Source organism: Magnetococcus marinus MC-1, assembly GCF_000014865.1.
GTDB classification, from domain to species: domain Bacteria; phylum Pseudomonadota; class Magnetococcia; order Magnetococcales; family Magnetococcaceae; genus Magnetococcus; species Magnetococcus marinus.
Window position 1 is genome coordinate 2,994,719 of record NC_008576.1, and the last position, 19,201, is coordinate 3,013,919.

The 19,201-nt window shown below is 54.5% G+C and carries 14 protein-coding genes; 4 read left to right on the forward strand and 10 right to left on the reverse strand.

What is annotated here, in order from left to right; genetic code table 11:
* Positions 1 to 105 precede the first annotated feature (105 nt).
* Genes MMC1_RS12095 through MMC1_RS12110 form a run of 4 tightly spaced genes read right to left on the reverse strand, consistent with a single transcriptional unit; the run spans position 106 to position 4,952 of the window.
* Complete coding sequence (locus tag MMC1_RS12095; protein ID WP_011713981.1) at positions 106 to 2,562, reverse strand: heavy metal translocating P-type ATPase; 2,457 nt, start codon at positions 2,560 to 2,562, stop codon at positions 106 to 108.
* 11 nt (positions 2,563 to 2,573) lie between these two features.
* Positions 2,574 to 3,092, reverse strand: a complete 519-nt coding sequence (locus MMC1_RS12100) for an efflux RND transporter periplasmic adaptor subunit (protein WP_011713982.1) — start codon at positions 3,090 to 3,092, stop codon at positions 2,574 to 2,576.
* On the reverse strand, positions 3,079 to 4,431 hold the full coding sequence (locus MMC1_RS12105; RefSeq protein ID WP_160162706.1) for a TolC family protein: 1,353 nt from the start codon (positions 4,429 to 4,431) through the stop codon (positions 3,079 to 3,081). Before MMC1_RS12105 ends, MMC1_RS12100 begins: the two co-directional genes overlap by 14 nt.
* Before the next feature lie 20 nt (positions 4,432 to 4,451).
* Positions 4,452 to 4,952, reverse strand: coding sequence for a thioredoxin family protein (locus MMC1_RS12110; protein ID WP_041641213.1), 501 nt, complete (start codon positions 4,950 to 4,952; stop codon positions 4,452 to 4,454).
* A 423-nt stretch (positions 4,953 to 5,375) separates the two neighbouring features.
* Here MMC1_RS12110 and MMC1_RS21930 point away from each other — a divergent pair, with 423 nt between their 5' ends.
* From MMC1_RS21930 to MMC1_RS12125, 4 genes are all read left to right on the forward strand, one after another.
* Positions 5,376 to 5,513 carry a hypothetical protein gene (locus tag MMC1_RS21930; protein ID WP_160162707.1) on the forward strand — a complete coding sequence of 46 codons (138 nt, stop codon included), beginning with the start codon at positions 5,376 to 5,378 and terminating at the stop codon, positions 5,511 to 5,513.
* A gap of 612 nt (positions 5,514 to 6,125) precedes the next feature.
* Positions 6,126 to 8,609 carry a methyl-accepting chemotaxis protein gene (locus MMC1_RS12115; protein ID WP_011713986.1) on the forward strand — a complete coding sequence of 828 codons (2,484 nt, stop codon included), beginning with the start codon at positions 6,126 to 6,128 and terminating at the stop codon, positions 8,607 to 8,609.
* A gap of 389 nt (positions 8,610 to 8,998) precedes the next feature.
* Positions 8,999 to 9,565: a hypothetical protein gene (locus MMC1_RS22090; RefSeq protein WP_011713987.1), complete on the forward strand. Its 567-nt coding sequence runs from the start codon at positions 8,999 to 9,001 to the stop codon at positions 9,563 to 9,565.
* A gap of 66 nt (positions 9,566 to 9,631) precedes the next feature.
* The gene (locus MMC1_RS12125; RefSeq protein WP_011713988.1) at positions 9,632 to 9,940 is read left to right on the forward strand and encodes a hypothetical protein; all 309 of its coding nucleotides are present in this window, start codon (positions 9,632 to 9,634) and stop codon (positions 9,938 to 9,940) included.
* Between the two features lie 254 nt (positions 9,941 to 10,194).
* Here MMC1_RS12125 and MMC1_RS12130 read toward each other — a convergent pair whose 3' ends face one another.
* The 6 genes from MMC1_RS12130 to MMC1_RS12155 all read right to left on the reverse strand — a co-directional run bounded on the left by MMC1_RS12130 (position 10,195) and on the right by MMC1_RS12155 (position 18,817).
* A complete protein-coding gene (locus MMC1_RS12130; RefSeq protein WP_011713989.1) occupies positions 10,195 to 10,515 on the reverse strand; it encodes an antibiotic biosynthesis monooxygenase family protein in 321 nt (106 codons plus the stop codon).
* 131 nt (positions 10,516 to 10,646) lie between these two features.
* Positions 10,647 to 11,708 carry a GGDEF domain-containing protein gene (locus tag MMC1_RS12135; protein ID WP_011713990.1) on the reverse strand — a complete coding sequence of 354 codons (1,062 nt, stop codon included), beginning with the start codon at positions 11,706 to 11,708 and terminating at the stop codon, positions 10,647 to 10,649.
* Positions 11,709 to 11,982: 274 nt separating this feature from the next.
* The gene (locus tag MMC1_RS12140) at positions 11,983 to 14,682 is read right to left on the reverse strand and encodes a response regulator (protein ID WP_011713991.1); all 2,700 of its coding nucleotides are present in this window, start codon (positions 14,680 to 14,682) and stop codon (positions 11,983 to 11,985) included.
* A gap of 11 nt (positions 14,683 to 14,693) precedes the next feature.
* Entirely contained in the window at positions 14,694 to 15,206 is a 513-nt protein-coding gene (locus tag MMC1_RS12145; RefSeq protein ID WP_011713992.1) for a YfiR family protein, read from the reverse strand.
* Positions 15,206 to 17,167, reverse strand: coding sequence for a TonB-dependent receptor plug domain-containing protein (locus MMC1_RS12150; RefSeq protein WP_041641214.1), 1,962 nt, complete (start codon positions 17,165 to 17,167; stop codon positions 15,206 to 15,208). The genes MMC1_RS12145 and MMC1_RS12150 overlap by 1 nt, the downstream gene beginning before the upstream one ends.
* Before the next feature lie 186 nt (positions 17,168 to 17,353).
* On the reverse strand, positions 17,354 to 18,817 hold the full coding sequence (locus MMC1_RS12155) for an IS4-like element ISMasp2 family transposase (protein WP_011711719.1): 1,464 nt from the start codon (positions 18,815 to 18,817) through the stop codon (positions 17,354 to 17,356).
* Positions 18,818 to 19,201: the final 384 nt, after the last annotated feature.

Genomic DNA, 19,201 nt, shown 5'->3' on the forward strand with positions numbered 1-19,201 from the left:
TGCCGCTTTTTTTACGTTTTTTCGGCTGTTTTTTTTCAGGGTGAATAATATCCATCAGTTACTCAACATTTTTATATTTTAGAGTGTCGATATTCACCCCTAACTTCAATCTTTCCCTGCGTTCAAACCTTTTGCCATACGGTTAAGCCGCAGTGCATTCCCCACCACAATCAAGCTAGAGACCGGCATGGTCACAGCCGCCACGATGGGCAGCACCAGCCCCGCCATCGCCAAGGGTATCACAATGCCATTGTAAGCCAGTGAGAAAAGCAGGTTCTGCTTAATGACCCGCATGGTAGCGCGGGAGAGCGCCATGGCATCCACAGCGGTCTCCAGACGAGGATTAAGCAACACCACATCGGCGGTTTCCATGGAGATATCCGAGGCGTTGGCCACCGCCACCGCCACATCGGCGCGTGCCATTGCTGGGGCATCGTTAATGCCATCCCCGATCATAGCAACCACGCTACCATCGGCTTGCAAAGCGGCGATCTGCTGTTCCTTGTCCCCGGGCAGTACGCCACCAATGCCCCCTTGCGCACCCACCTGTTGACGAACCCTTTTCACCACCGCCGCATGATCCCCTGACAAAAGCAGCGTGCTCATACCCATTTCATGGATACGCGATACCGCATGATAAGCGTCGGACTTAAGATCATCCGCCAGTTCAATCCAACCCAAAAACAGCCCATTTTCCACCACGGCAACGCGGGTAACAGCCTGTTCAGCATCCTCCATTGGCAGTTCAATACCTGCATACTCTTGCACAAAACCAACCCGGCCTATCACCGCGGTCGTGGACGCCCATCGGCCCACAACGCCTAATCCAGGATAGTTTTTAAGGGTCACGCCCTCTTGCAAAATGGTCAGTTCCTGCGCTTTGGCGGCCGCGACAATAGCGGCGGCCAAGGGGTGCTCAGAGAGACGTTCCAAACTGGCCGCACAGCTCAACAACTGCTGCGCGGTGACCCCCGGCTGGGGCAGCAGCGCCGTCACTTTCGGCTTGCCGGTGGTCAGGGTACCGGTTTTATCCAGCACCACCTGCGAAACCTTGGCTAACCGTTCCAAAACCTCGCCCCCTTTAATCAGCAAGCCATTGCGCGAGGCCACGCCCGTCGCCACCACAATGGCCGCCGGCGTCGCCAAACCCAGCGCACAGGGGCAGGTTATGATGAGCAAGGCAACGGTGTTTTCCAAGGCTTGCGAGGGATCAAACCACATCCAAAAGGCAAAACTGGCGCTGGCCAGCAGTAGGATGACCGCCACAAACCAGCTTGCCACCCGATCTGCCAGGGTTTGGATGGGGGGTCGTGAGGCTTGCGCCCGTTCCACCATGCGAATAATCCGGGCGATGGCGGAATCCTGCCCCACCCGTGTTACGCGCATGGTAAAACCACCATCCAGGTTAATCGCCCCTCCGGGCACCCGATCTCCCGCTTTTTTGGGGATCGGCATGCTCTCCCCGGTGAGCATGGACTCATCCACCGCGCTCACCCCATCAATGATGCAGCCATCCAAGGGAATCTGCATGCCCGGACGCACCACCACATGCTCACCAATGGCGACCTCACGCAGGGCCACCGTCACCTCTTCACCCCCGCGCAGTACCACCGCCGTGCGCGGCTCCAGGCTGATAAGCCGCTCCGTGGCACCAGCCGCCTTGCGTCTCGCCACCGACTCCAAATAACGCCCGGTAAGCAGAATAAACAGAAACATGGTGACGGAGTCGAAATAGACCTCGCCCTCCATGCGCAGGGTAACATAGACGCTGTAGCTATAGGTGATGATGGCACCCAGGGCGATGGGCAGATCCATGGTCAAGCGCCACGCCCGCAGCCCATTGACGGCACCCCGCAAAAACGGCCAGCCCGCAAAAAACACCACAGGGGTTGCAATAAGCAGAGAGATTAGATGCAGAAAATTTTTATATTGTGCCTCAATACCGCTAAAGTAGCCCGCATAGAGGGCCACCGCGATCAACATAACATTGCCCGCCCCAAAACCGGCCACCGTCATACGCAACAGCAGATCCCGATCCCGCTTGCGGTGTGAGCTTTCACCACTTTCGGGGTCATAAGGCTCGGCTTTGTAGCCAATGCGCCGCACCGCCTCAATCACCTCTGAAAGGGGCAACACATCCCGCCGCCACCTAAGCAGCGCCCGATGGGTGGAAAAATTGACCCGAGCCTCTATCACGCCCGGTAGATTGCTCAATACTTTTTCGTTCAGCCAAACACAGGCCGCACAATGGATGCCTTCCAGCAACAGATGAATCTCCTGGCTGCCATCTTCCAACTCATGCACATAACGCTTTTGATACTCCACATTATCAAAAGCGTGTAAATAAGAGAGCTCCCGCTCTTGGGGACGCCCACCGCTCTGTTGAGGGTCGCGGCGTTTGTAGAACTCTTGCAGGCCCGCATCTTGAATCAGCCGAAACGCGGTTTTACAGCCGGTACAACAAAAGTGACGCACCACCCCTTCATGCTCCAGCTTAATCTCCAAGCCGTCGGCAATGGGCAGACCACAGTGATAACAGAACCCTGCATCTTGGTAAGACATACGGACTCAATTCACTCTTTTATGTTGGTTTCCAGGATAATTACCGGTGCCATACCGCTCTGTGCATTGAGCACCTGCCCGACAAATCCAGGGATCGCTTGGATGCGCCCTGCCGTTGGGGCCACAAGCTGGCTGTAACCCAGACGCCACTGCGCAAGGGTAAGATCCCGGTGGGTGGCAGCCTGTTCGGCCTTGGCACGGGCCAGCAGCAGTTGGGCCTCTTCCAACTCCTGCTTAGAGGCATTGAGATCATCATACAACTGACGCAGCCGCTGCCAGCCCTGTTGCGCCAGCTCATAATTTAGGGTGGCCGCTTTATGCTGCTGGGTCGCGGCCTCCAGTTCAGCCTGGAACACCCGCCGATCAAGTTCGGCCAAGGGAGTACCCGCCTGCACCTGCATACCGGGTTTAACCAACAGTCGTGTCACCACACCATCCACCGCAAAGCTTAATTGGCGCTCCGCCCCGTGGGCCACAGAGAAGGTTAGCCACACGCCCGCTACGGCGGTAAAGATTTTATTGCGCAACATGATTATCCCCATAGCCACTGCCGGATGGCGGGGTAAAACCCGCCTTTGACGAATCGTGTTCTTGACCGCTTCGCGCCGCTAACTGCACCAGATAATCGGCCTGCAAAGCCGCTTCTGGAGCATCCCCCATGAGCGCGGCCAGCTGGGCGGCTGCGCCATAATAGGCACCATAGGCGCGCACCTGATCGGCCTCGGCCTGGGTCTGCTCCACCATGGCATCCCCGAGGGTTGCTACCCGCTCCATCTGATAGAGGCTCTGCCGCTTGAGCAGGTTAGCTTGAGCCCAACGCAGGCTGGCTCCGGCTGCAATCAACCCCTGTTTGGCATCCGCAATCTCATTGAGGCGCTGTTTCAGCGCCAACTGCAAGGTTTGCTGAAGCGCCTCCTGTTGCGCTAATGCGGTATCTACCGATGCGGCCTCTTGCTGCTGCTGGGCATCCAGCGCCCCGCCGCTCCACAACGGCAACGAAAGCGTTAACCCCACCGCCCAGCGGTCGCGCCCGCTCAATGGGCGGGCGCTCTGACCAACCCGTGCAAACAGGTTAAAATCTGGGGTAAAGCCCACTGCCTGCTGCTTAGCACGGGCGGCGGCTACCGCCAAATTGGCCGCACGGGCACGGGGATTATTAAGCATCACGAATTGAAACAGCGCTTGCTCTTCAAACTCAGTGGGAAATTTGGCCGGCGCTTTGGGGGGTTGAATAAGATTTTCCAAAACCGCATGACCCGTCAACAGCGCCAGCCGCCCCCGCACCATCCGATTTTCGCTGCGGGCTTGATAGAGCTTATGCCGCGTCCGTTCGACTTGCGCCAACCACTGGGCAACCTCCAACTCATCGGTTTTACCCAGTGCCAACAGCTCTTTGGCACGATCCCATCGTACATAGGCCAGGGCATGCGCCTCATCCAAATTTTGCACCGCCAACTCCGAGGCGTGCAGTTGGTAGTAGCGCTCAATGACCTCCACCACAAAATCGGCCTGCGCCTGGACGATTTCCCATTGCGCACGCTGCTGCTGTTGGCTGGCTGCCTGCTCGTTGGCCTGCTGCCGCCCAAACAGTGGAATAGGCTGTTTGACCTCCAACACCGTTTGATAATCGGTGCGGCGGCTGCTCTCATCATGGCTTTCAAAGCGTTTGCCCTGCAGCTCAAGGTTCAAACGCGCCCGTTTGGCGGCCTCTACCGCAGCCAAGGCCGCCTCAGCCCCGCGTGCCTTGGCCTGCACCAACGCAACACGAGGATCGCTATGCTGACGGGCCTCTTGGATAAGTGCCGCCAGATCAAGCTTGATGGTCTCAGCAGCGACCCCCAACGGCCAACACAGCAGCAACCCTATCATAAATATGCGCCCCATCACACTCATGACCCCGACTGGCGCAGCCAGCGTACAAAGGAGCCCTTTTCCCACCCTTTTTCTTGCACATACCGACCTGCTTGTATAAAGACGTTGGGGGCCTGATAGCCGGTCAATTTAAGCCGTTCTTTGCCCTCGGCATCAAAAAACAGAAAGACAGGTGTGGCACGGATGCGCATCTTATGGGCCCACTGTTTTTCGCTCATCCCCTCACCATTGGGGGCAACCATCTCAAGATCCCCCCGAATATTGGTCTCTAACAGCACAAAATGCTGGCTGTAATAGGCCACCACTGCGGGATCAGGAAAAACCCGCTGGCGCATTTTGTCGCAGAAAGGGCAGCCACTATAGTGGAACATAACCACCAGCCCTTTACCCTCTTTACCTGCGTTGGCCATCTCCCCAGGGAGATCCATGTCCAAACTTTCACCAATGAAAGAAGCCTGTGACGATGGCACCATCAGCATGCTCAACGCAAACAGTATAAGTGAAATTAACTTTTTCAATGTCCACGCTCCTACGCCACCCATAGTGAGGAAAGCCTCGATTAAACCCTTCGCACCATTTTTTTTCAACCTCCAACCGCGGCTAGCCTATCATGGCCACGCTTAAATGGGTCCATTTCTTCACGAGAGACGCTTTTAGCCACCCCAAGCCCCAGTAAGCGGCTGCGCCCTCGTCCTAGCGGTTCCCCCTTGATGGGCCAGCGTACCACGCCTTATCTGCTTAGGCGACCTGCGGTTTGATTGGTTTTCGGGCTGGTTTACACCGTTCGTTAATTTTGGCTCATTTTTTGCGTATTTTTTTATTAGATTATTGTGTGGATTACTGCACGAAATGATCCATACCACGAACCGCCATGCAACTTGCGACACACCTCCACACAGCTCACCCTATTCGCTGACGAAACAACCATTAATGGGGAAGCCATGATGTTTGAATTTATGAGCAGCTTTTTTTTAATCGCCACCATCTCTGTGCTTATGATCGTGCTACTCGACGGCTCACTGCTGCTGTTGCACATGGTTAAGCGCTACTGGGAGCAGCATCAACGCGGTCGCTCATAGCCGACCCTATAAAGATTGGGCAGTAAGCCCTCCACGACGGTATTCACTGGTTAAACCGTCTTTGCAAGAACCGCCAGCCCCTCTACCCTCAAAGTAAACGAGCATGTTTAACTTTTTGCGGGTTTTCGCTCGGCTTACCGAGCCCTGCGTGGCACTCTCAAGTAAAACAGTTCATCCCCATAACAGAATTGATATTTTATGTGTTCAATTATTCAGACAATTTTGCCACTTTTTCTAACCTCTCACCATAATTTCATTGAGATCTAATCTCACTATTGGCTACATTAAATGGAGAGTCACGCTGCGATTTCATTAAGGCGTCCATCCGGTCAGCGACGACATTGGCGCACCCAACCAATCGTCAGCCAATCTGTCTAACACACTCGGCGGCAAGTTAGCCACTCAGAATGGTGCGCTCCTGGAGCGGCCCCGCTAACAGCGTCAGCCCAGTAAGAGCGCCAAGCTACAGTCCGCACTCTTGCAAAAAGCACAGACTGTTGAATGGGTAGTGCACATTGGGTCTCGCACTTCTATTGAAGAAGTCTCGCCTTCCCTTTTAAGATCGCGAATGCGTTGCCCAATCCTGTTAAAACACAACTTTTCGGATTGCCCATGTTTGCCATTGTGCAAAAAAAGGTCGGTTTAAAAATCCTGGTGGTGGTCGGCATTATAGGGACCATCAGCTTGCTGGGGATGGGCGGTTTTGTCATCCACACTATGGAAAAAAGCCTGCTGGAGCAGCACGAGGGGGGCATTCGACAGCTCGCCGAGGGGGCTAAGCTGGGCCTGCAAACCATCATGCTGGCGGGTAGCTCCAGCATTGCCCATGATTACAAAACCAACTTTAAACAGGTTAAAGGGCTAAAAACGTTCCGCATTTTGCGCACTGATCGCTCATTGGCTTTTTACCGTTCTCGTGAAGACTTAATCAACAGTGCCGCTGAAAAAGCCGACGAAGAGGGGCTGGAGGGGGAGGAGCGCGAAAGCTTTATCGCGCGAGCCACCAACAGCATCACCAACATGCCCCCCCAGGATGAGGATGCTTTTGAATCCGACACCCCTATTCCCCTTGGCGCACAGGGCGAGGCCATTTTTAAAGAGGTGCTCCAGCAGACCGACGACCACGCCCGTTTTATCCGGGAGACCAGCCCCGATGGGGAAAATCTCATCACCATCCTAAGCCCACTCTTTAACCAGCCCCAGTGCCACAGTTGCCACGACCCAGAAGAACGGATTCGCGGTGTGTTTCAGATTACCACCTCCCTCCAGGAGGTCGAGCGCAAAATAGCCGACACCAAGTTAAAGGCGCTCTTGGTCTTGATCGCCGCCAACTTGGCCTTTTTGGCCCTCTTGGGCTTCATGTTACGGCGCACCTTAACCTGCCCTTTAAACCATATTAGCCGTGCCCTGCATGTGCTGGCCGACGGCGATCTTACCAACCGTATCACCACCAGCCACGCCACGGTGGATGCCCAGGATGAGCTGGATGAGATTGTCACCCAGGTCAACCACATGACCGACAATCTGACCGGCACAGTCGATACCATTGAGGTACAATCCACCACCCTAAACGTCTGTGTCGCCCAATTGCAATATGTGCAACAGATCTTGCGTAATGACGCCGAAGAGGCACATACCATCAACCAAGAGCTGGCCCAGGATAACCAAAAAATGGGGCAAGGGCTCTCCGAAATGCAAAATTCGGTCTCCCAAGCCAGCGTGCGTATTCAGGGCATTGCGGCGGACATCAACCGACTCACCGGTGAGATTGGCGGTATTGCCGACTCTGCTGAAATCGCCAGCCAAAATGTCCACACCATGGCCGCCGCCGCCGAGCAGATGAACGCCAATATTGAGCAGGTAAACACCAGCTTGCGGCGAGTAGATGACGAAGTGAGTACCGTTGTACATGCCATTTCTGAACTGGCGCAAAATCAAAATCAGATACGCAGCCTGTGTGAACAGGCCAATGCGGCTTCCACCACAGCCGCGAACCAAGCTCAAAACACCCGCAATGCCATGAATGATTTAACCGAATCGGCCCATGAAATTGGCAAAGTGGTGGATATCATCAACGCCATCGCAGGGCAGACCAATATGCTGGCCCTGAATGCCTCGATTGAAGCAGCTGGGGCGGGTGAGGCGGGCAAGGGCTTTGCGGTGGTCGCCAACGAGGTTAAAGAGCTGGCCCAACAGACCGCCAGCGCCACCAAATTGATCTCTAAGCGGGTTGAAGAGATTCAGGGACACACCAACCAGGCTGACCTTATTTCACGAGAAGTAAATAGCAACATTGAGCATATTACCAAGATCAACGCCAATATTAACTTGGCGGTTGATAACCAGTCCCGCTCGGCGGAACAGATTCATGTAGCGGTCGATAAGGTATCCGAATCGGGCTCTACGGTTACCCGCAATGCCGAAGAGTTGCAGCAGGCCGCCCATGAGGTAGCCCGCTCTGCCGCCGAAGCTGCGGTAGGCACCACCGACATCGCCGGAGCATCCGCCAATTTGGCCAAAATGGCGGGTCATGTCTCCCAACAGACCGAAGAGGCTAACCAATTTATTCAATCGGTCAACGCCTTTGCTCAGCAGACGCAGCAGGCTTCGGGCGGTGACAAGATGCAACGGGCCTTCCAATTAGCCACCTATCTACGCCGTACCGTGGAGTATTTGGGCAAATTAACCAACACCGTGTACGCCACCAGTACCGCCCTAAACAACTCCCATCAAGAGTTACAGATTGCGGAAAAGGTTTTTGACACCGACTGCTTTAAATCCAGCGCGCTCGATTGGGTCAACATGCTCGGGCAGGTCATTGAGGGCCGCATGTCCCACCTTGAGTTAGGGGATAAATTAACCGACAAATGTGACTATTATGCTTGGCTGGAAAACGAAGCGAAGCCCCAGTTTGCCGGCAACGAAAAGTTTGAAGCCCTCTATGCGGGCAGCATAGCGTTACGTAATCTCGCCGAACGCGTGCTGGATGCCCTGCACCGTGGCGACCGTGCCGCCGCGCTGCAACGGTTGGATGATTTTGATAACCACCGTGCCCAGCTGTTTGTCATCATGGATAACTTTTACCTCTCACTTTAAGACGCTGAGCGGTCACCCACCGATCCGTTGGTTCCGCTCATCCCTCACCAAAAAACAGCCCCCTAACGGGCCAAGGCTACCACCTTACCCGTGTTGAGTGTTTGGGCTTGGACGGAGAAGCCCTGCTCTGCCAGGGGCCTGCTCACGCTGCCCCCATGCAAGCCCATTTGGGATCGACAGGTTTGCTAGACTCCCTGTACCAAGCCATGGATCATTGATTTTACAGGAAGAAATCGACCAATTTACTTGCAATTTAACGATCAAAATGCTATCCGATAGGAGTGGATGTACAGGACAGCCGATGAATCAGTCTTGAGCAGGCACGGCTGGTGTTGAGCGGATAATGCAAGAATCCCCACCATTAAGGATTGCTTTAGGAGATAGAACCCATGGCACTGGCAACAAAAACCACGACCCTCGCCCTGGCGGCATCCCTGCTGGCCTTGGCTGCCACCGTTACCCCGACCAAAGATGCCCAGGCATGGTTTGGCAATGGTGGCCCCTGGAACAATTTTAACGGCCCCTGGAACAGCTATGACGCCCCTTGGAACAATGGCTGGGGCGGCGGCGCACCCTGGAACAATGGCTGGGGCGGCCCTGGTTATGGCTACGCCCCCTACGGCTATCCTGGTTATGCCTATCCTGGTTATGGTTACGCACCTTACCCTGGCTATGGTTACGCACCCTCTGTACCCTTTTACCCCAACTTTGGCATGGCCGCACCTGCCCAGCGCTTTTCCGCAGAGGATGTCGCCATGCTCAAAGGTAAGCTTGGCGTTCGTCCCGATCAAGAGCAAGCCTGGAATGCCCTCGTAGAAGCCGCCAAAGCAGTGGATCCCAAGAGCAGCATTGTGCAAGATCCCGCTGTCAATGAGGCCTTTGCTGGACTTATGCAGGTACTGGATCCTCAGCAACAAGCGATGGCGCAAAATTTCAAGAACTCGCTGCTTTATTAAGCCCTATTCTTACCCAAAAAAGCCCGCCTTTAGGCGGGCTTTTTTTCTTGTTTGGAGCATCGTGGTATGCCTTTACTCCCCACCAATGGATCCCTTCTCACCACCTTACACACCCTCCAACAACAGCTACAGACAGGTTCTTTAAGTGTGGCACAGCAAAACGCGCTACTGCCTGAACTGCTCGGCACCCTGCTTGAGAGCCAGCAGCAGATAGAACAGCTTCGCAAAACCCTGCTGCAAATCCCCCACGGCAACGGCGACCATAGCGACTATTGCCGTATGCAGAACAACGGTCTGGCCCCCAAACAAGGGGAGCACTGCCACTGCCATGTTAAGGCCATTCAGGAGACCCTTCAACAGTGCCCACCGGCGTAAATCACCTACAGCACCCCGCAAAGCCGAGCGCGCGCATGGCTGAACAAGACCCGACCCAACAAACCTGCCCCCAATGCAAGGGGCAAGGCAGACTGTTTTGGGGAAACGATGATTGCTGTATGCAGGGTTGCTGTTTTGAGTCCTGCCCCACCTGTCAAGGTAGCGGCACCCTAGCCAGCACACCGTCAACACGCCCCACAGAGCCAAACTCAGCCTCATCTAACGCCAAGGATTAGCGGTACAACAAGCTGCCCTCAATCTTTGGCTGCGACAGTTTCACTGACGGCTTCATACATCTCAAATACGTTAGGGCCTTTATAGATCTCTGGCTGATTGCCGGCATTTTTGTGGGCCTCACGAAAGGCATCGCTTTTGGTCCAGGCCATAAAATGCGCTTGGCTCTCCCAAAAGGTCATGACCACATGGTATTCGCTGCTCTCTTCAGCCGGACGCAAAATGACATTGCGGATAAAACCAGGAGAACGGTCCACCAAGCCAGCGCGGTTGCGAAACCGCTCTTCAAAATCAGCATGATGTTCTTTGTGTACGGGAATTCGATTCATCACCACAATCATGGAAAACTCCTAATCCGTAAAAGAGGACCAAACGTGGAGAGTTTGTCATGACCACGGCCATTTGGCAAAGGGAGATGGGATATTTAAGAAAACCGATCGGGAAATAAACGCGCTGGACAGCGCAAAAAAGGCTAACAGGGCTGGTGACGACGATCAATAAACAGGGAATTACCTTCGGTCTGTTTGGCCATTTTTTTAGCATGGGCCGCCATGCTCGCGACATCGTGATGAGATTTACACGCCCCACGCACAGGTTCAACCGCGCCAACGGAGAGAGAAACAATGCCAAAAAAACGCTCCGTGCCACGCCGATCACGGGAGACAATACCGCCCTTTTCCCGATCTTCAGGGCTGTACCAAATGGGGGCATACACTTCAAACTCACGCAGCATGGTTTCGGTGCGGGTTTGCCAATCTTCGCTCCGAAACAGCACAATAAAGTCATCGCCCCCCACGTGACCGACAAAATCGCGCCGGCTATCCACATGCTGCGTCAGCAGCTCCGCCACCTTACGAATGACCTGATCCCCCATTTCGTAACCATAGGCGTCGTTGAAGGGTTTAAAATTATCCAGATCAAAATAACAGACAATAAAGGGCTTATGCTCCTCCAAACAGGCATCAATCTCTTCACAAATGGGCACATTGCCTGGCAACAGCGTTAACGGGTTGGCATAGCGTGCATAATTGATCTGTAATTCTGTGATTTTTTTCAACAGGTCTAACAGAAAACCGGCACCCACACACTGCCCACCCTCCGTGATCACAAAATCATGTTCATCTCGGACCAAAGAGCTATCGGTAATAATCCGGCTGGCCTCCTGCAAAGTAACGCTCTGCTCTAAAATCAGCGGTTCGTCACACATAAGCCGATGGATGGGTTTACGTCCATACAGATCGTGCCCAAACTGGCTTAAAAAGATCGCCATAAAACGGTTGCGATGGACCGCCCCAATGGGGCGGTGTACATCATCCACAACCGGCACAATACGCAGCAAGGGATCGCGCTGAAACAACTCCGCCACCTCATTGGCCCGTACCTCTGCATGGATCATGGTGGTTGGCCGCATCAGCGACCGGACCGTATCTGTATTGCTAACTGTACGGGCTGGGGGTGGCTTGGCTGGATCGGAGCTGGGCAATCCTCCCCCATCCTCTTGTTTACCCAAATCTACGTCAAGGGCGTTCATCATGGTCCGTTTCCACCCACATGGGCACCGGTAACATTGCTTACAAAGGTTGCGCACCCGGCTTGCCTGATAAGAAGAAATAAAGGCTCATGCCCGCACGCCTGTCTCTCCCAAGCCGCCTCTATATTTCTAGCGCCACCTTTTTTACCAATCCGGCTTGACCCACACGCAACGCTCTTGCAACATTTATATGACAAACATGCAGATTTCTCCTACAACCTCAGCAATCCCTTTTTTACAGGGGATCGCGCACCCTGCACACCATCATATTATTGTTTTATAACGTTGTGTTAATGGCCTGTTGCAAACGCGTATGCCCATTGCGTAGGCGTTGGATCAAAAGCGCGCCATCGGCCATCCCATGCGGGGGTTGGGCAGACCACCGCAATAACGCATCCCCTAATCTCTCCATCTCCAGCGCACCGACCTGCTGCGCCCCCCCCTGCAAACCACGCAGTAACGGCATCAAGGCGGCAGGGCTCTCCAGCAAGGTGGGCAGGCGTTGTAGCACTTGATCGGTATCGCGCAACCATAGCTCTAACAAAGCGCGACTGGCCCCTTGAGTCGCTTGCGCTTGCAAACCCTGCATGGCCTGCTCACTCAAGAGCTGAGAGAGGGGCACCACAGGGGTTGCGGGGGCTGACTGCGGCGGCAACCAACGGGCCAGCGCTTGGTAGAGTTGCTCCACCGACAGCGGCTTGCTTAAAAAATCGGCCATGCCTGCATCCAAACAGTGCTGCTGTTCGACAAGATCTTGGCTGGCGGTCAAAGCCACCACCGCCACCGATTGCCGCCCCTGTTGCTGCTCCCATTGACGCAACTGTCGGCAGGTTTCAATACCATTCATCGTGGGCATATGCAGATCCATAAGCACCAAATCAAAGGCTTGCTTCTGTAACCATTGCAAGGCTTCGGCCCCAGAACTGACGATCTGTACCGAAACCCCCATACCACTGAGCATAGCCAGCGCCACCTTTTGGTTAACCGGGTTATCCTCCACCACCAAAAGCTGACCTCGCAACGGTAGCGGCTGTGCCGGCGCGTCGGGAACGGCCCTTATGCGTTGTTGCAGCAGCCGAGTTATCTCCCCCAAGCGTACCGGTTTGGGTAGATAATGCACACTCTCACCAAGGTGATGGCGCGCCTCCTGTAAAGAGGTCGCCCACCCCATAAGCGCTATTTCATAGCGGCTACATACCTGCGGATGCGCCAACAACCAAGAGAGCACGTCAGGACGGGCAGAATCGTTAAGGTTAATCAACACCAGGGGTGGCGGCTCCTTGCCCAAAGTCAGGATAGCGGATAACCCGTCTAAGCGCTGCGAAGAGAGACCCAAGGCGTGCAACAAGGCTTGCAAGGCGGTTGCGGCGGCCTCATGACGCTCTAACAGCCACACCGGTCTGTTTGGATCGGCCAGCCCACTCTCCATATAGGGCTCTAAAATCGGCGCCGCCGCGGCCAGCATGGGCACGCTAAAAAAGAAATGCGCCCCTTGCCCCAGGTCGCTCTCAACACCAATCTGCCCACCCTGTAACTCGATAAGCTGGCGTGAAATGGCCAACCCTAAGCCGCTGCCACCAAAGCGCCGGGTGGTGGAGCCGTCTGCTTGGGTAAAGACCTGGAATAATTTTTTTTGGGTGTCGGCATCAATACCCACTCCGGTATCCTTAACCGAAAAGTGCAGCACCCCCGCCGTACCTTGCCCCGCTTGCCAACCCAACGCCACCACCACCTCACCCTGCTGGGTAAATTTGATGGCATTACCGATCAGATTGGTCAACACCTGCCGAAAACGCAGCGGATCCCCCACCACCTGTCCAGGCAAAACCTGCCATTGGGCCTCTGTAACCAACGCAACCCCTTTATCCTGAGCACGCGGAGCCAGCAGGGCCACCACCTCTTCCATCTCCATTAAGGGTTGAAAAGGGATTGACTCCAGCACCAAATGCCCAGCTTCGACTTTTGAAAAATCCAGAATATCATTAATAATCGCCAGCAACGCCTCAGCAGAGTGTTTGGCGATCTCCACATACTCCTGCTGTTGGGGTGAGAGGGTTTTCTCATCCAGCAACTCCAGCATGCCCACCACCCCATTCATGGGGGTGCTAATCTCATGACTCATGGTTGCTAAAAACTCTGACTTTAACCGAACCGACTCCAAAGCCTGATCTCTGGCCGTGGCCAACTCACCGTTAAGCACCGTCAGTTCGGTGGTGCGCAGAGCAACCTGCGCCTCTAACGAATCCCGATGCTGGCGCAGGGCATCATCCTGCCGACCGATTTCGTCCAGCATGCCATTAAAGCCTTCCACCAGCAGTTGCAGTTCGTCACGGGTGTGAATTTGTGGCGCACGAGCCGCATAGTCTTGCTCTCTGCTTACCTGTTGTGCCACCGCCGCCAAGGCTTGAATGGGGGTGGTGATAAAACGGTGCATCCGTTGGGCGATCACGTAAGCCGCCGATACCGCCAACAACAGAAACAGCAGCGTCAGATAGAGATCTTGCCACAACATGGACCAATAGTGTTTAAGGTCGACTCTAAGATAAAAAAGCCCCACCCGCTCACCTTGCAGGGTAACGGGCACCGCCAAATCCAACAGGCGTTTACCAAAACGATAGCCCGACATGGGCAAGGAGCCCGGCGTCGGTGGAACAACACGGCTTAGATTGGCACGCACATAACGGCTAAACACCTCCCCCCGCAGGTCATACAACCAAGCGCTATGGACCTGCCCATCGGCCTTTAGCGCCGACAGCAGATCTGTGGCACTAGGGGCGTCATTAAAAACCAGTGCCGCTTGTAGGCTTTGCGCCATCAATTGAGCTTGAATGCGATATTGGGTCTCCAACGCTCCGCGCCGCCCCCAATAATCGCGCGCCATATAGGCGCTGGCCGAAAACAGCAACGCCACAAGGGTCGCCCCCACTGCCATCAAGGTCAGTTTTTGATGGATGGAGAGTCGCTGTACAAACGCCATGGATCGCCCCCTCAAGGTACAATCTCCAGCGCCAACTGCATAAGCTTGGCGGCAAACTGCACCGACATGGCCTCAGCATGACCCTGATGAATCCGGAATTTTAAACGGTTTTGTTGCTCGACCAGCTGCACAATCCCCCCCAAAGCCAGAAAATCGGGGTGGTCCGAGACCGTCACCAACCCCTTATGATTAAGCGCTTGCAACGTCGTCGCGTCCCCCTGCCAGCCCTCGCCCAGATAGAGCAGTTGGCACACTTTACTACTGGCTTGCTCGCCCACCACCGTCACCCCACGCCCCGCCACCCGCTTACCGGTGAGCATCTTGGCCATCACCCCTTGCAAGGGGGCATCCCCCCACACACACAGGTGTAGGGCGCCTTGCTGCTCGCTTGGCCAATAGACAAATTTAGAGATGTTGTAAAGGTAAGCACCTTTTAGGGATAACGCACGCAGATCCTCAGCCCATGCAAAACACGGCACGCCTAGCAGCAGCAAGATGATGCCTATGTGCAGACGCCGGAGCATCAAAAGGCCCAATTCATACGTAAAAAGAGCGCGCGCGATACCTCACTGGAACGGGTTTTATAGAGATCAGAGGTCACAAATTCACGACTATGGGCATCCAACAGATTTTGCCCTACCAGCTCCAGCTGCACCTGTTTGGTCAAGGCGCGGGCCAGACGTAGATCCATGGTCGCGTAGGCATCTACCCCCTTATGGGCCATAGACGAGACATAACGAAAAGTGGGGTCCACCTGCCACACCCCATCGGGGGACCAGTTAAGCCGTAAATGTAGTTGGTGGCTGGGCTGCAACTGTTCTTGGCTCAACGCCTGAGTGGTATCCTGACTGGTGGGCTCATTGTGCAGCCACAGTTTGGTTAAGGTGTAGGCCAGATGGCTCTGCAACTGGGCCGTGGGCTGCCAGGAGAGGGCCAACTCCAGCCCAGCCCCTTCCCCTTTTAACAAGTTGGCCACATAACGCCGCGTAGGATCGGCAGGATCGCTTTCTATAGAACGCAAATCTTTAAATTGGTTGATATAAACCGCGCCATCCCACATCCAACGTGGATTGGGTTGATAGCGCATACCCAACTCAAAGGCTGTCAGCTTTTCCGAGGTATAGGCATTATCCCCATAGAGCGAAACATAGGCCGCCCCGGTACCCGCTAGGCGTATGGCACCATCCCGCTCCATCCGCGCGGGGGTGCGCACCGCGCGGGAGATGGCCGCCCAATAACTGCTCTGCCGATCAGGGGTGTAGAGCAAGCGCACGTTGGGTTGCAGATTATGCCCACTGGCTTGGTGATACTCCCATTTACTGCCCCAAATTAGTTTCCAACGCCCGGGTTGCAGCTCAATGGCATCTCGCACATAAGCATTCACCAAAAAGCTCACATCATTGAGGGGCGTTAAGCTAATGGTATCTGAGCCACGCAGATTATCCAGCAGCATCCGCCCCCCGCCACCCACTGTCCAGGCGTGGTTGTTACCCCCTGGAAAACGGTATTGCAGATCACCATCTAGAATGGTGCTATGGATCTCAATGGCGCTCTCCTGCAAAGCGGTATGTTCAAAATTAAATTGTCCATTCCACTGTCGCCCCGCCTGCTCAACCCCACGATAGTGACTGACCAAATAGAGGTTGCTGCGGCGGCTATCTTCATACAGATCGCGGCTTAGACCTACCGCAGCATTATCAGGCACTTGAACCGTCTGCCCACTGCGCACATGGGTTACTCCCCCTTGCAGCATCCATCCAGCCCCGCGCTCCAACGCGCGATCTAGGCGAAAATTAAGCTGGGCATCCTGCCAATCATCATGGGCACCCTGAGGATCATAGCCATGTTCATAACGGTTGAGTTTGCCAGTTACGCGATAATCGCTGCCATCCTCCAGGGTGGCCCCATGGGTATAGCTTAGATGGCCCTGGTGCTGATTGCCCCCACCCACGGAGAGCTGATTGCCCCGGCTCTCTTTGGCGTGGCGGGTAAGGATATTGATGACACCATTGACGGCATTGGCCCCCCACAATGCGCCACCGGGGCCACGCACCACCTCAATCCGCTCAATATCGTTTAGGGATATGCTCTGAAGATCCCAGCGCACCCCTGAATAAAGCGGGTTATAGAGAGAGCGGCCATCCATTAACACCAGCAATTTATTGGAAAACTGACCATTAAAGCCGCGGGCTGAAACCGCCCATTTACTGGCATCCACGCGGGCCACCTGAAGGCCCGGCACCATTCGCAACAGCTCTGGGATATGCTCTGCACCGCTGCGTTGAATCGCCTCACGGGAGATCACAAAAATTGCGGCGGCACTCTCAGCCAAGCGTTCATCGCGACGGGAAGCCGAACTCACCACCAGATCCATGCTCATCAACTCTTCCAAAGAGAGATCCCCAAAACCGCTCTCTCCTTGAAGGTTCTGCGCCCCTAAAGCGCCCCCCATAGGCAGACATAGCACCCCCCCCAGCAGCAGCATCCTACCTGCTCTTGGCCAATGCAATCCAACCATACTTGCCCGTATTTTTGTGTCATTCTTCAAAACATCACCCTAAAGATTCTGTTCGACTAAGCACACATCCCCATTGAGCAACGCTTTTATGTTCGAATAAAAAACGCTTACCCGAAAAAATGCCATCGTCACATGGTACAACAGCCACTTTTCTCAAGTTTCGCAGTTCGTTTCGGCCAGAATTTGACGTTGTGAACCAAGGGGATCGAGCATCAATGCCTTGCTGAGCCAAGCCTCGACCTCCTGTTCAAAGAGTTCAATTACCTCGTTTTTTTGGTGATTTTCAAGAATGGATGTTCGGCCAAGGGCATCATTGAAGATGGCGCGGAAGGTATGCCAGAGCTTTCGGGCATAGGTCAAAGCGGCCAGATTGTGGGCGAGTTGATCCCGCTGGCTGCCTTTGATCGCCACCATGCTGGAGAGAACAGCATGGCGCATGGCAGCTAGGTGTAGGCAGGCGATGACTGCTTCGAAGGATCGGACGGATTCATTAAGGAAACCAAGGTGCTGTTTGGATTCCTTGTAGAAAACTTCGATTCCCCAGCGGTTGGCGTAGTGCTCGATCATATTTGACAGCCCCATTGACCGGTCTGTGGTCAGAAAGACGGCCCACTCCTTCGAGCCGGTTTTCGGATCGATCAGCCGGACGAAGAACAGACGTATAAGGCCGATTTCGGGGTGCTCTGCATCTAGGAAGGTTCCTTTGAAGCGCTTGGACCCCTTAGCTTTCCTGATCTTGCCCTTGGCAAACCGGGTGTAAAGTTCGGCACTGGTCAGTCTCTCGCCCTGGAATAGGAACTTGGTGTTGTTGCGCTTCCATCGGATCAGGGGGACCACGCCCAGATCCAGGATTTTCTTGACGAACTTAACCGATGAGTACCAAGCATCGGCGAGAAAATACTGGGCCGGAATCCCAGCTTGAATGGCTCTGGCAACCATGTCGACAGTCTGATCAAGCTTAGACATCTTGGCCGCCTCACGGTAACGCCGTCCAAGATGTGAGCGACAATCGAACCGGTAACTGAGGATGTGGAGCAGATTGCTGATCAGAGGCCGCTTTGAAAAACGCAAAGCGGCATCCAGTGGCAAGGTTCCCTGCTTGTTAACCCAGACCAAGTGGGCTGCTTCAAAACCTGCAACTGAGCGGCCGGTATTGTGGTCATGATGCCAGCAAACACCTTCAATACGATCACCACGCTTCTCTTTGACGGTGGTATCGGCAACAAGGTAGCCGGGGCCGAGATCCAGCGTTCGCCACTGGGGTAGTAACTTTTTGATTAGCGCCCAATGCGCATTCCGCCATGGAAATTGGCGTTGGAGCAACCGGTAGAAGGTATCCTTGCCTACCGCGAAGACCGACAGAAAGTGGTCGCGGCAAAAAAGGTGAATGGATGGCACCTTCAACAGAGGATGCAGGATCAGTAACATGATCAGCGTCGGAAGATCCTTCCCCGTTCGTTTGCTCCATCCGCGCCGATTGAATATCGCCTGGAAGCCAATTTCCTGGAGAAAATCGACGATAGCGTTATCTACGCCGAATACTCCAAAGGATTGGGTTTTGATCTCGTCAATCATGGGGGTAGGCACAGTAGCCTGTTCCCTGTTATGCTGATTCATGAAGCTGGCCTCGTCCCTGAGCTATCTGACTGATTCGACACCAGAATTATAGCATACACGAGGCAGCTTTGCCCTTGACTTGGTTGGCAAATATCAGTCCAATTGATCGGTCAACGAACTGCGAAACTTGAGCACTTTTATACTGCATCCAAGAAAAACCGATCTCCCATAAGCTGCCCGACACGGCGTGGTTCCACCAGGCGCACCTTAACCAAATAAAGATCACTTTTATATGGACTTAGGTACTTGCGCGTGCTTACAGCCACCTTAACAGAGACCATTAAAAGCCTTTGCGACAGGCAAGCTGTTGAAACCATCGGCACAGATCGCTAACATGGGGTTTGGATGTGTTAGCAACGCACCACCACTGATCCACCAAAAGGT

Coding starts and splice junctions, on each gene's coding strand:
- MMC1_RS12145 (WP_011713992.1), bottom strand. CDS start 15,206: ATGCTCCGGCGTCTGCACATAGGCATCATCTTGCTGCTGCTAGGCGTG.
- MMC1_RS12140 (WP_011713991.1), bottom strand. CDS start 14,682: ATGGCGTTTGTACAGCGACTCTCCATCCATCAAAAACTGACCTTGATG.
- MMC1_RS12135 (WP_011713990.1), bottom strand. CDS start 11,708: ATGATGAACGCCCTTGACGTAGATTTGGGTAAACAAGAGGATGGGGGA.
- MMC1_RS12115 (WP_011713986.1), top strand. CDS start 6,126: ATGTTTGCCATTGTGCAAAAAAAGGTCGGTTTAAAAATCCTGGTGGTG.
- MMC1_RS12105 (WP_160162706.1), bottom strand. CDS start 4,431: ATGATAGGGTTGCTGCTGTGTTGGCCGTTGGGGGTCGCTGCTGAGACC.
- MMC1_RS12155 (WP_011711719.1), bottom strand. CDS start 18,817: ATGAATCAGCATAACAGGGAACAGGCTACTGTGCCTACCCCCATGATT.
- MMC1_RS12130 (WP_011713989.1), bottom strand. CDS start 10,515: ATGATTGTGGTGATGAATCGAATTCCCGTACACAAAGAACATCATGCT.
- MMC1_RS12150 (WP_041641214.1), bottom strand. CDS start 17,167: ATGCTGCTGCTGGGGGGGGTGCTATGTCTGCCTATGGGGGGCGCTTTA.
- MMC1_RS12095 (WP_011713981.1), bottom strand. CDS start 2,562: ATGTCTTACCAAGATGCAGGGTTCTGTTATCACTGTGGTCTGCCCATT.
- MMC1_RS22090 (WP_011713987.1), top strand. CDS start 8,999: ATGGCACTGGCAACAAAAACCACGACCCTCGCCCTGGCGGCATCCCTG.
- MMC1_RS21930 (WP_160162707.1), top strand. CDS start 5,376: ATGATGTTTGAATTTATGAGCAGCTTTTTTTTAATCGCCACCATCTCT.
- MMC1_RS12100 (WP_011713982.1), bottom strand. CDS start 3,092: ATGTTGCGCAATAAAATCTTTACCGCCGTAGCGGGCGTGTGGCTAACC.
- MMC1_RS12125 (WP_011713988.1), top strand. CDS start 9,632: ATGCCTTTACTCCCCACCAATGGATCCCTTCTCACCACCTTACACACC.